10 protein-coding genes are annotated in these 12,407 nt (G+C 68.8%); 9 read left to right on the top strand and 1 reads right to left on the bottom strand.

Going from position 1 to position 12,407, the window contains the following annotated elements; translation table 11 throughout:
* Positions 1 to 25 precede the first annotated feature (25 nt).
* Positions 26 to 1,066, top strand: coding sequence for a methyltransferase (locus tag ACZ3HL_RS17775; RefSeq protein ID WP_465532120.1), 1,041 nt, complete (start codon positions 26 to 28; stop codon positions 1,064 to 1,066).
* A gap of 388 nt (positions 1,067 to 1,454) precedes the next feature.
* Here the strand turns inward: ACZ3HL_RS17775 and ACZ3HL_RS17770 are convergent, their stop codons facing one another.
* Positions 1,455 to 2,741, bottom strand: coding sequence for an aminotransferase-like domain-containing protein (locus tag ACZ3HL_RS17770; RefSeq protein WP_465419823.1), 1,287 nt, complete (start codon positions 2,739 to 2,741; stop codon positions 1,455 to 1,457).
* 171 nt (positions 2,742 to 2,912) lie between these two features.
* Between ACZ3HL_RS17770 and ACZ3HL_RS17765 the strand changes: the two genes are divergently transcribed.
* The 8 genes from ACZ3HL_RS17765 to ACZ3HL_RS17730 all read left to right on the top strand — a co-directional run bounded on the left by ACZ3HL_RS17765 (position 2,913) and on the right by ACZ3HL_RS17730 (position 12,401).
* Complete coding sequence (locus ACZ3HL_RS17765; RefSeq protein ID WP_465419821.1) at positions 2,913 to 3,743, top strand: alpha/beta fold hydrolase; 831 nt, start codon at positions 2,913 to 2,915, stop codon at positions 3,741 to 3,743.
* Positions 3,740 to 5,476 carry an amino acid adenylation domain-containing protein gene (locus ACZ3HL_RS17760; RefSeq protein ID WP_465419819.1) on the top strand — a complete coding sequence of 579 codons (1,737 nt, stop codon included), beginning with the start codon at positions 3,740 to 3,742 and terminating at the stop codon, positions 5,474 to 5,476. Before ACZ3HL_RS17765 ends, ACZ3HL_RS17760 begins: the two co-directional genes overlap by 4 nt.
* Before the next feature lie 14 nt (positions 5,477 to 5,490).
* Positions 5,491 to 6,681, top strand: coding sequence for a cytochrome P450 (locus tag ACZ3HL_RS17755; protein ID WP_465532118.1), 1,191 nt, complete (start codon positions 5,491 to 5,493; stop codon positions 6,679 to 6,681).
* A 102-nt stretch (positions 6,682 to 6,783) separates the two neighbouring features.
* On the top strand, positions 6,784 to 7,845 hold the full coding sequence (gene hppD / locus ACZ3HL_RS17750) for a 4-hydroxyphenylpyruvate dioxygenase (RefSeq protein WP_465532116.1): 1,062 nt from the start codon (positions 6,784 to 6,786) through the stop codon (positions 7,843 to 7,845).
* The gene (locus tag ACZ3HL_RS17745; RefSeq protein ID WP_465419812.1) at positions 7,842 to 8,912 is read left to right on the top strand and encodes an alpha-hydroxy acid oxidase; all 1,071 of its coding nucleotides are present in this window, start codon (positions 7,842 to 7,844) and stop codon (positions 8,910 to 8,912) included. The genes hppD and ACZ3HL_RS17745 overlap by 4 nt, the downstream gene beginning before the upstream one ends.
* A 5-nt stretch (positions 8,913 to 8,917) precedes the next feature.
* The gene (locus ACZ3HL_RS17740; protein WP_465532114.1) at positions 8,918 to 10,333 is read left to right on the top strand and encodes an NDP-hexose 2,3-dehydratase family protein; all 1,416 of its coding nucleotides are present in this window, start codon (positions 8,918 to 8,920) and stop codon (positions 10,331 to 10,333) included.
* Positions 10,330 to 11,295 (top strand): NAD-dependent epimerase/dehydratase family protein, encoded by a 966-nt coding sequence (locus ACZ3HL_RS17735; protein ID WP_465532112.1) that lies wholly within the window; start codon positions 10,330 to 10,332, stop codon positions 11,293 to 11,295. Before ACZ3HL_RS17740 ends, ACZ3HL_RS17735 begins: the two co-directional genes overlap by 4 nt.
* Positions 11,292 to 12,401: a DegT/DnrJ/EryC1/StrS family aminotransferase gene (locus ACZ3HL_RS17730; protein WP_465532110.1), complete on the top strand. Its 1,110-nt coding sequence runs from the start codon at positions 11,292 to 11,294 to the stop codon at positions 12,399 to 12,401. The genes ACZ3HL_RS17735 and ACZ3HL_RS17730 overlap by 4 nt, the downstream gene beginning before the upstream one ends.
* Positions 12,402 to 12,407: the final 6 nt, after the last annotated feature.

Genomic DNA, 12,407 nt, shown 5'->3' with positions numbered 1-12,407 from the left:
CGCCGGCCGGAAAGGAAAACTGCCGATGCAGGAATCGCTCGACTCCACCGAGGTTCACCGCCGTTTCCAGCTGATCGCCAACGGTCCCGCCCTGTTCAACGCGGTGGTGTCCGGTATCGAGTTGGACATCTTCGACTTCCTGGAAGAGCGCGGGGGCGCCGACGCGGCGGCGCTCGGCGAGTTCACCGGCCTGGAGCCGCACAAGGTCCGCGTCCTGATGCTCGCGCTGACCACGTCGGGCCTGATCGAGAAGCGGGGCGTCGACTATGTGAACCACCCGGTCGCGACCGAACTGCTCGCCACGAGCGGACCGGAGAGCTGGCAGCACATCCTGCTCAGCTGGAAGACCATCTACTACCCGGCGTTCGCGCGGATGACCTCCGCGCTGCGCGCCGGCACCAACGAGGCCCTCGACGCCCTCGACGGCCCCGGGGACACGCTGTACGCGCGGCTCGGCAACGACCCGGAGAAGGCGCGGATCTTCTACACGGCGATGTCGGCGTTCTCGCTGCAGACGATGCCGGGGCTGCTGGAGCACATCGACGTGAAGTCGTCGCGGCACCTGCTCGACGTCGGCGGTGGCGACGGCACCACGGCGGCGGCCCTGCTGAAGGCCAACCCCGGACTCAAGGCCACGCTGCTCGACCTGCCCAGCAGCGTGGAGCTGGCCGAGCAGCGCGTGCCCGCCGAAGTCACCGACAGGCTCACCCTGCACCCGGCGGACCTGCTGACCGACGCTTTCCCCGGCGGCACCGACCACGCCCTGTTCAGCCATGTGCTCGACACCTTCACGGCCGAGCAGTCCGTCATGCTGCTGGCCAAGGCGTACGAGGTGCTGCCGTCCGGCGGGAAGATCTCGATCTACGGCTTCGCGGCGGCGGACGACGAGACCGGCGGGCCGCTGTCGGCGCGGCTTTCCTTGTATCTCAACATTCTCGCCACCGGGCGCGGGATGGCCTGGCCGCAGGCCGAGGCCTCGGCGTGGCTCAAGTCGGTGGGTTGTGTGGACGTGCGTTCGGTGGAGCTGCCGTTCGAGCACGCGCTGGTGACCGGTACCAAGCCCTGACGGCTGCCCGGCCCGCGACGTGCTCTATCTGCCGCGAGTACGTGAAGGACCCCTTCACGTACTTGTGACAGGTCCTCTCGTGGTGGGGTGTGTGGAAATAGGGACACTCGACGTCTCTATTTCCACGCACCCCTCACTCAATGTCACCTTCGCCCTCTCGGCTCGCGACCGCGGGCCCGGAGAGGTTGCGAAAGCCACTTTCGCAACCTTCAACGTTGCGAAAGTGGCTTTCGCAACGTGCCCTATCTCGCCGCGAGTGCGAGCCCAGTGTCACGAAGGTCGTCCATGAAGGAATCGGGACACTCAACGTCCTGAATCCTTCATGAACACCACGAAAAGGCCCCCATCCCGACCTCGGATGGGGGCCTTTCCCGTACAAAGAGCGACCTCAGGGAAGCCGCGCCGTGATGAGCGCCGCGAGCCGCGCGACACCCTCCTCGATCAGTTCCGGAGTGAGCAGGCTGATCGAAAGCCGGAGCTGATGGAATCCGCCCTTGCCGCCGTAGAAGTGGTGCATCGGGGTGAACAGCACGCCGTGGTCGCGGGCGGCGACTTCCAGCAGTTCGTCGTCGGCGACGAACGGGACCGTGACGGTGACGAAGAATCCGCCGGTCGGGGTGTTCCAGCTGACGCCGGCGCACGAGCCGAGCCTGCGGTCGAGTTCGCCCAGCGTCAGCCGCAGATTACGCTGGTAGATGGCGATTTCCCGCGCGTTGGCCTTGGTGAGGCTGAAGTCGTTGAGCAGGAGTTTCCCGGCGATCACGGCTTGGGCGATGGGGGAGGTGTTCACCGTGAGCATGCCCTTGAGCTTCGAAAGCTGGTCGGCGTACAGGCCGCCGTCGGCCATCCGCTGATCCGCCACCGCGAAGCCGACGCGGGCGCCGGGCATGCCCGTCTTGGCGAAGGAGCCGATGTAGACCACGGAGTTCGACCGGTCGAGGGATTTCAGCGAGGGCAGCCGCTCGGAACCGAACAGCCCGTACGCGTTGTCCTCCAGGAGCAGGATCCCGTTCTGCTCGGCGACGTCGAGGAGCCGGTGCCGCGACGGCAGGTCCATGCTGGTGCCGGTGGGATTGGCGAAGTTGGGGGTCACGTAGCAGGCCCGCACCCGCTTGCCCTGCTCGTCGGCCCGCTTCAGCTGGAGGACGAGGTCGTCCGGGTCGATGCCGTTCTCGGTCGAGCGCACCGGCCACACGGGAGTGTCGGTGAGCAGCGCGGCCCCGGTCAGCCCGACGTAGGTGGGGGCGGGCGCGAGCAGGACGTCGCGGTCGCCCGCGCGCAGGGTGCGCAGGACCAGGAACATGGCCTCCTGCGCGCCGACGGTGACGACGACGGATTCCGGGGCGGCGTCGATGTTCTCGTCTTCGGCGATGTTCTTCGCGATGAGGTCGGCGATGACGCCCTTGGTGGTGCCGTATTGGAAGAGCGTGCGGGTGACCCCAGCCTCGTCCAGTTTTCGATCTTCGCGCAGATGTGCGCAATAGGCGTCGATGTACTCGTGAATGAGCCGGATGTCGAAGAACTCTTCGTACGGCCGGCCCGCCGCCATGGAAATGGCCACAGGGTATTCGTCGATCAGTTCGTTGAGCAGATTCATCGACGAGATGGCCGGATCGGTGAGCGATCCATGCAGTGTTTCCACGTTCCAGTGAGTGGACAGACCGTTTGAATCCATGAATACTAGGATTTCCATACGCCGTTGAGGTGTCAAGAACGGGCCGTGGACGCCATTTCCGGAGAATGTCCATCGCCGAATCGTCCAGACACTCGATCCCCGAAGGTACGGTCGGATCCGCGCCGCGCCAACGAATCCCGGCGCAGCGGCCATTTCCCCTCAAGGAGCATCATGCTGATGACAACCGAGAACGGGATCCGGTTGTCCTACAACGACTGTGGTGACGGCCCGCCGGTCCTTCTGCTGACCGGCACCGGTGCGCCGAGTTCGGTGTGGGACCTGCATCAGGTACCCGCGCTCCGTGCCGCCGGTTTCCGGGTGATCACCATGGACAACCGCGGGATCCCGCCGAGCGACGACGGCGCGGGCGGGTTCACGATCGCGGACCTCGTCGACGACGTCGCCTCGCTGATCGAGTACCTCGACGCGGTGCCCTGCCGGGTGATCGGCACGTCGATGGGCTCGTACATCGCGCAGGAACTCGCGCTCGCCCAACCGGAACTGCTGGATTCGGTCGTGCTGATGGCGGCCTGCGGCAAGAGCAGCCTCGTCCAGCGGGAGCTCGCCGAGGGCGAGGCGAAGCTGATCGAGCAGGGCATCGAGTTGCCGCCGGGTTTCCTCGCCGCCGTCCGTGCCATGCACAACCTGGGGCCCGCGACGCTCGCCGACGACGACACCGCGGCCGACTGGCTCGACCTGTTCGCGGCGACCGGGGCCTGGGGTCCGGGCGTCCGGGCGCAGCTGCTCGTGAGCGCGTTGCCCGACCGCCACGACGCCTACAAGGCGATCAAGGTGCCCTGTCACGTCATCTCGTTCGAGCACGACCTCGTGGCGCCACCGGCGGGCGGGCTGGAGCTGGCCTCCGCGATCCCCGGCGCGACGTACCGCACGATTCCCGAGTGCGGGCATTTCGGTTACCTGGAGAACCCGGAAGCGGTGAACCGCGAGCTGATCCGGTTCCTCCGCGCCGGATCGCGCGAGACACTGGGAGAGACCGTATGACCGTCCTTTCGGCGGCCACGACACCCGATCTGTTCGAGGCGACCGCGGCCGTCCTGCCGGATCGGCAGGCGGTGGCGATGGACACCACCACCCTCACCTACGCCGAGCTGAACGGCGAGGCCAACCGGCTCGCCCGGCGGCTCGTCGCGCACGGTGTCGGCCCGGAGCGGCTCGTCGCGCTGGCGATGCCGAGGTCGATCGAGTTCGTCATCGCGATCCTGGCCGTGCACAAGGCCGGAGCCGCGTACGTCCCGGTCGACCCGGACTATCCGGAGGAGCGCAAGCGGCAGATGCTGGACGACGCGGCCGCGCACTGCCTGCTGTGCCTGCCGGGGCAGGACGTGGCCGGTGCCCCCGTCGTCCTGACCGTGGAACGGGAACCGGGACTGTCCGAGCCGAACTTGGACGACGGGGAGCGCATCGGCCCGCTGCGTCCCGACCATCCGGCGTACGTCATCTACACGTCCGGTTCGACGGGGCGGCCGAAGGGCGTGCTGGTCACGCACCGCGGGATCCCGAACCTGGCCGACGACTACGTGCGCCGTCAGGAACTGGGGCCGGACAGCAGGTTGCTGGCCTTCGCCTCGCCCAGTTTCGACGCCGCCGTCGCCGAGTTCTGGCCGATCTGGCAGGCGGGTGGCTGTCTGGTCCTGGCCTCCGCACCGGACCTGGTCCCCGGCGAGCCGCTTTCCCGGCTGGTGCGCGAACAGGGCATCACGCATGTCACGTTGCCGCCGTCCGCGCTGGCGCCGCTGGAGGAGTCGGGCGGCCTGCCCACGGGGCTGACCCTCCTGGTCGCCGGCGAGGCGTGCCCCGCCCCCGTCGCGAAACGGTGGGCGGTGGACCGCGTGATGATCAACGCCTACGGCCCGACCGAAACCACGGTCGCGGTCACCGCGAGCGAGCCGCTGACCGGTGAGGAGACGCCGCCGATCGGCAGGCCGATCACCGGTGTCCGCACCTACGTCCTGGACGACAGGCTGCGTCCCGTCGAGGACGGGGACGTCGGCGAGCTGTACACGGTGGGGCCCGGCCTGGCCCGCGGTTATCTCCGAAGAGCGGCCGCGACCGCGGAACGGTTCCTGCCGGATCCCTTCGGTGCGCCGGGCGGCCGCATGTACCGCACCGGGGACCGGGTCCGGACGCGCGCGGACGGCCAGTACGTTTTCGTCGGCCGGGTCGACGACCAGCTGAAGGTACGCGGCCACCGGATCGAACCGGGCGAGGTCGAGGCCGCGCTGCTGGCGGTCGACGGGGTGGCCCAGGCGGTGGTGACCGAGCACGAGAACAGGCTCGTCGCCTACGTGGTCGGCACTGGTGGAGAGCGTGTCCCCGCTGAACGCCTTCTGACGCCGCTCCGCGCGCAGCTGCCCGGATATCTCGTACCCGACGTGATCGTCGGCTTGCCGAGCCTGCCGGTCTCGCCCAACGGCAAGATCGACCGGGTCGCCCTGCCCACGCCCGAAGAGGAGCACGCCGGGCGTGCCGCGGCGGGCCGGGAACCGCTCACTCCCACGGAGATCATCCTGGTCGAGCTGTTCGCCGAAGTGCTCGGCGTCAGCAGCGTCGGCGTGGACGACAGCTTCTTCGAGATCGGCGGCCATTCGCTGCTCGCCACCCGGCTCGTGAGCCGGATCCGGGAACGCCTGAAGATCCGGCTGAGGGTGCAGGCGTTCTTCGACGCGCCGACGGTGGCCCGGCTGGCCAAGGTGCTCGACGGCGCCCACACCTGACCTGGAGACCAGTCATGCAGACGACGACAGCCGTCGACCTCGGAAATCCCGACCTCTACACGACTTTGGACCGGCACGACCGATGGCGTGCGTACGCGGCGGAAGACGCGATGGTGTGGAGCGAGCCGGGCAGCTCGCCCGGCGGATTCTGGTCCGTGTTCTCGCATCGCGCGTGCGCCGCGGTGCTCGGGCCGTCGGCCCCGTTCACCTCCGAATACGGGATGATGATCGGGTTCGACCGCGATCATCCCGACAATTCGGGTGGCCAGATGATGGTGGTCTCCGAACAGGACCAGCACCGGAAACTGCGCAAGCTGGTCGGGCCGCTGCTTTCGAGGGCGGCGGCGCGCAAGCTCTCGGAGCGGGTGCGGATCGAAGTGTCCGGCGTCCTGGACCGGGTGCTCGACGGCGACGTGTGCGACGTGGCCGCGGCGATCGGCCCACGGATCCCCGCGGCCGTGGTCTGCGAGATCCTCGGTGTGCCCGCCGAGGACCAGGACATGCTCATCGATCTGACCAACCACGCGTTCGGCGGCGAGGACGAGCTGTTCGACGGGATGACCCCGCGCCAGGCCCATACCGAGATCCTCGTCTATTTCGACGAACTGATCACCGCGCGCCGGGAGAGCCCCGGCGAAGACCTCGTCAGCACTTTGCTTTCCGACGACGAACTGTCGATCGACGACGTGTTGCTCAACTGCGACAACGTGCTGATCGGCGGCAACGAGACGACGCGGCACGCGATCACCGGCGCGGTCCACGCTTTCGCCACCGTGCCCGGGCTCCTGGCGCAGGTACGGGACGGCGATGTGGACGTCGACACCGTCGTGGACGAGGTCCTGCGCTGGACTTCGCCCGCGATGCACGTCCTGCGCGTGACGACGGGAGAGGTCACCCTCAACGGCCGCGACCTGGAACCGGGGACGCCGGTGGTCGCCTGGCTGCCCGCGGCGAACCGGGATCCCGCCGTGTTCGAGGATCCCGACACGTTCCGCCCTGGGCGGAAACCCAATCGGCACATCGCTTTCGGGCACGGTATGCATCACTGCCTCGGGTCCGCGCTCGCGCGGATCGAGCTGGCGGTCGTGCTGCGGGAAGTGGCCGGGCGAGTGTCGCGAGTGGAGCTGACGAAGGAGCCGTCCTGGTTGCGGGCGGTCGTCGTGCAGGGATACCGGGAACTTCCGGTGCGCTTCACCGGACGTTGACCGTCCTATCTGGACTGAACTGTCAAGCGGACACCATTGATGCGGAATCGGCTTCGCGCCATTCTTGCCATGAGGATCACATCTATTCCACGGAGGAATGTCTTGTCTGCTCACGAAAGCACGCAGAATTTCGAGATCGACTATGTGGAGATGTACGTGGCCGACCTCGAGGCCGCCGCGTCCGGCTGGATGGACAGGTACGACTTCTCCGTCGCGGCCACGGACCGGTCGGAGGACCACCGGAGCGTGACGCTGCGGCACGCCACGATCGCGCTGGTCCTCACCGAGCCGCTGACCGACCGGCATCCGGGGGCGACGTACCTGCAGACCCACGGCGAAGGCGTGGCGGACATCGCGCTGCGCACTCCCGACGTGGCCGCCGCCTTCGAGACCGCGGTGAAGGCGGGCGCGCAGCCCATCCGCGAGCCGGAGAAGCGCGCCGACTCGGTCGTCACGGCCACCGTCAGCGGTTTCGGCGATGTCGTGCACACCCTCGTCCAGAGCGACGACACCGAGGAAGCGCCGGAAGCCTTCCGCGGCAAGGGCGGCGTGGACCTGAACGAGATCGACCACTTCGCGGTCTGCCTGAACGCCGGCGACCTCGCCGCCACGGTGGCGTTCTACGAGCGGGCCCTCGGGTTCAAGCAGATCTTCGAAGAGCACATCGTGGTCGGCGCCCAGGCGATGAACTCCACCGTCGTGCAGAGCACGTCGGGTGCGGTCACCCTCACCCTGATCGAGCCCGACAAGACCGCCGACCCCGGCCAGATCGACGACTTCATCAAGGAGCACCACGGCTCCGGCGTCCAGCACATCGCGTTCACCAGCCCGGACGCGGTCCGCGCGGTCAAGGAGCTTTCCGCCCGTGGCGTGGAATTCCTGAAGACCCCGGACACCTACTACGACCTGCTCGGCGAGCGGATCGAGCTGGAGACGCACTCGCTGGACGACCTGCGCGAGACGAAGCTGCTCGCCGACGAGGACCACGGCGGCCAGCTGTTCCAGATCTTCACCGCCTCCACCCACCCGCGGAAGACGATCTTCTTCGAGATCATCGAGCGCCAGGGCGCGGGCACGTTCGGCAGCTCCAACATCAAGGCCCTGTACGAAGCCGTGGAGCTGGAGCGCACCGGGCAGAGCAAGCTGGGCCCCGCCCAGCGATGACCCACCTCTGCCTGGACGACCTCGAACGTGCCGCCCGGGCGGCCCTCCCCGGCGAGATCTGGGATTTTCTCGCCGGGGGCAGCGGGGCCGAATCCTCGCTGGAGGCCAATCGCACCGCGCTGGAGCGGATCTTCGTGATCCCCCGGATGCTGCGCGAGCTGACCGGTGGCACCACCGAGGCCGAGGTCCTCGGCCGGCGTGCCGCGCTTCCCGTGGCGGTCGCGCCGGTCGCGTACCAGCGGTTGTTCCATCCCGAGGGTGAGCTCGCGGCGGCCCGTGCGGCGCGGGACGCCGGCGTGCCGTACACCATCTGCACGCTCAGCAGTGTCCCGCTGGAGGAGGTCGCGGCCGTCGGTGGACGGCCGTGGTTCCAGCTTTACTGGCTGCGCGACGAAAAGCGGTCGCTGGAGCTCGTGCGCCGCGCGGAGGACGCGGGCTGCGAGGCGATCGTGTTCACCGTCGACGTGCCGTGGATGGGACGGCGGCTGCGGGACATGCGGAACGGTTTCGCGTTGCCGGAATCGGTGACGGCGGCCAACTTCGACGCCGGTGCGGCCGCGCATCGCCGTACCGAAGGGCTTTCCGCCGTCGCCGATCACACCGCGCGCGAATTCGCCCCGGCCACCTGGGAATCCGTCGAGGCCGTCCGCGCGCACACGGACCTTCCGGTGGTGCTCAAGGGGATCCTCGCGGTCGAGGACGCCGTGCGGGCCGTCGACGCCGGTGCCGCCGGGATCGTGGTGTCCAACCACGGAGGCCGTCAGTTGGACGGCGCCGTACCGGGGATCGCGATGCTGGGCGAGATCGCGGACGCGGTCTCCGGCGGCTGCGAAGTGTTGCTGGACGGCGGGATCCGGACCGGCGGGGACGTGCTCAAGGCGATCGCCCTCGGCGCGTCCGGTGTGCTGGTCGGACGGCCGTTCATGTGGGGGCTCGCCGCGGACGGCCAGGAGGGCGCCCGGCAGGTGCTCGACCTGCTCGCCGTCGAACTCCGGAACGCGATGGGGCTGGCGGGCTGCGATTCGGTGCGCGCGATCCGGCGGTTGAGCACTCGATACGAAAGGTGAGGTCCATGCTGCCCCTTCTCGCGCCCGTGACGGTGCGCCCTCGCGCCGATCGCGACCACGCCGACCGCATCGCGTTGTCGGCCGCGACCACCGGCGGGGTCCACATGCCGACCAAGGACGTCCGCTCGTGGATCGCCGAACGCCGTGAGGCGAACGTCTTCCACGTCGAACGCATTCCCTTCGCCGACCTCGACCAGTGGCGGTTCGAGGACGTGACCGGGAATCTCGTGCACAGCAGCGGGCGGTTCTTCGCGATCGAGGGCTTGCACGTGGTCGAGGCCGACGGCCCCCACGGCGACGGCCCGTACCGCGAGTGGCGGCAGCCGGTCATCAAGCAGCCCGAGGTGGGCATTCTCGGCATCCTGGCCAAGGAGTTCGGCGGCGTCCTGCATTTCCTCATGCAGGCCAAGATGGAGCCGGGGAACCCCAATCTGGTGCAGCTGTCGCCGACCGTGCAGGCCACCCGCAGCAACTACACCAAGGCGCACGGCGGCACGAACGTCAAACTGATCGAGTACTTCGCCCCGCCGGACCCGGAGCGGGTCATCGTCGACGTCCTCCAGGCCGAGCAGGGCTCGTGGTTCTTCCGCAAGTCCAATCGCAACATGATCGTCGAGACCGTCGAAGACGTGCCGATGTGGGACGATTTCTGCTGGCTCACCCTCGGCCAGATCGCGGAGCTCATGCACGAGGACGAGACGATCAACATGAACGCCAGGAGCGTGCTGTCCTGTCTGCCCTTCCACGACGATGCTCCCGGCGCGCTGCTGTCCGACGTCCAGCTGCTGTCGTGGTTCACGAACGAGCGTTCGCGCCACGACGTGCGCGCGCGGCGCATCCCGCTCACCGACGTCTGCGGCTGGAAACAGGGTGTGGAAGCGATCGAGCACGAGGACGGCCGGTACTTCAAGGTCCTCGCGGTCGCCGTGAAGGGCGGCAACCGCGAGAAGATCAGCTGGACCCAGCCGTTGCTGGAATCGGTCGGCACGGGGGTGGTCGCGTTCCTCGTCCGCGAGATCGACGGCGTGCCGCACGTACTGGTGCACGCCCGCGCCGACGGCGGCTTCCTGGACACCGTCGAGCTGGCGCCGACCGTCCAGTGCACGCCCCAGAACTACGCGCATTTGCCCGCCGAGAGCCGTCCGCCCTTCCTCGACCACGTGCTGAACGCGCCGCGATCGCGGATCCGGTACGAGGCCATGCATTCCGAAGAGGGCGGCCGCTTCCTCAACGTCCGGGCCCGGTACCTCGCGATCGAAGCGGACGACACGGTCGAGGCCCCGCCGGGCTACGCCTGGGTAACCCCCGGCCAGCTCACCGCGCTCACCCGGCACGGGCATTACGTCAACGTCGAAGCCCGCACCCTGCTCGCCTGTATCAACGCCGCGACGGCACAGCCGCAACGAGAGGGCATGAAATGAAACAGATCACCGTCCTCGGGGCATCGGGTTTCGTCGGCTCGGCCGTCACGCGCGCGCTGGCGCGGCAACCGATCCGGTTGCGAGCGGTGTCGCGCAGGCGGCTCACCCCGCCCGGTGGCCAGGCCGAAACGACCGTCGTCACCGCCGATCTCACCGACCGCGCCGCGCTGGCGGAAGCGGTCGCGGGCTCGGACGCGATCGTGTACCTGCTCCTCGCCGACGGCGGCTGGCGGGTCGCCGAGACCGAAGAGGCCGAACGCGTGAACCTGGGCGTCATGCGGGATCTCGTGGACGTCGTCGGCGGAAAGCCGCTGGTGCTCTACGGCGGTGCCGCGTCGCAGGTCGGGGTGCCGCCCCGGGAGCCGATCGACGGTAGCGAGCCCGACGAGCCGGGCACCCCGTACGACCAGCAGAAACTGGCGGCGGAGCAGATCCTCAAGCAGGCCACGGCCGACGGCCGTGTGCGCGGAATCAGCCTGCGGCTGCCCACGGTGTTCGGCGAGACCCTGACCGAGGGCGCGAACTCCGACCGCGGCGTCGTGTCCGCCATGGCTCGCCGCGCGCTCGACGGGCACGACCTCACCATCTGGGGCGACGGCACCGTGCGCCGCGACCTGGTCCACGTCGAGGACATCGCGACCGCGTTCACCGCGGCGCTGGCCGCCCCGGACGCGCTCGTCGGCGGCCACTGGCTGCTCGGCGCCGGCCGGGGAGACCAGCTGGCCGACGTCTTCCGGCTGGTGGCGAAGGAAATGGCCGCGCACACCGGACGCGAGCCGGTGGACGTGGTCTGTGTCGAGCCTCCGTCGCACGCGCCGTCGACGGATCTTCGCAGCGTCACCATCGATTCCACGCCGTTCCGGGCGGTCACCGGCTGGCGTCCGGAGATCTCACTGCCCGAAGGAGTGCGTCGCACCGTCGCCGCGCTGACCACCCCAGTTCACGGAAAGGCTCGCACATGACCACGCGCGTATGGGACTACCTCGCCGAATACGAGACCGAACGGGCCGACCTGCTGGACGCGGTCGAGACGGTGTTCAACTCGGGGCAGCTCGTGCTCGGCGCGAGCCTGCGCGGTTTCGAAACGGAATTCGCCGCGTACCACGGGGCCGGGCACTGCGTCGGGCTCGACAACGGGACGAACGCGATCAAGCTCGGCCTTCAGGCGCTGGGCGTCGGCCCCGGCGACGAGGTGATCACGGTGTCGAACACCGCCGCCCCGACCGTCGTCGCCATCGACGGCACCGGCGCCACCCCGGTCTTCGTCGACGTCCGCGAGGACGACTTCCTGATGGACACCGGCCAGGTCGAGGCCGCGATCACCGATCGCACCAAATGCCTGCTGCCCGTGCACCTGTACGGCCAGTGCGTGGACATGGCGCCGCTGAAGGCACTCGCCGCGAAGCACGGACTGTCCATTTTGGAGGATTGTGCCCAGGCGCACGGCGCGCGGCAGAACGGCACGATCGCGGGCTCGACCGGCGACGCGGCCGCGTTCTCCTTCTATCCCACCAAGGTGCTCGGCGCGTACGGCGACGGCGGCGCGGCCCTCACCTCCGACGAGAACGTGGCCGCGAAACTGCGCCGGCTGCGGTACTACGGCATGGAGGAGCGCTACTACACGGTCGAGACGCCTGCCCACAACAGCCGGTTGGACGAGGTCCAGGCCGAGATCCTGCGGCGCAAGCTCAAGCGGCTCGACGCCTACACGGCAGGCCGCCGCGCCGTCGCCCAGCGCTATGTGGACGCCCTCGGCGACACCGAGCTGAAGCTGCCGAAGACCGTCCCCGGCAACGAGCACGTCTACTACGTGTACGTGGTGCGGCACCCGCGCCGCGACGAGATCCTCGAACGCCTCAAGGCCTACGACATCCACCTGAACATCAGCTACCCGTGGCCGGTGCACACCATGACCGGGTTCGCCCACCTCGGTTACGAGAAGGGCTCGCTCCCGGTCACCGAAAAGCTGGCGGGCGAGATCTTCTCGCTGCCGATGTACCCCGCGCTCTCGCCCGACCTTCAGGACAAGGTCATCCACGCGGTCCGCGAAGTGCTGTCCACCCTCTGACCACAG

It is taken from the genome of Amycolatopsis sp. NPDC000009 (assembly GCF_055563465.1).
The sequence above is the reverse complement of the archived record's forward strand: the minus strand, read 5'-3'. Positions and strand labels throughout refer to the sequence as shown.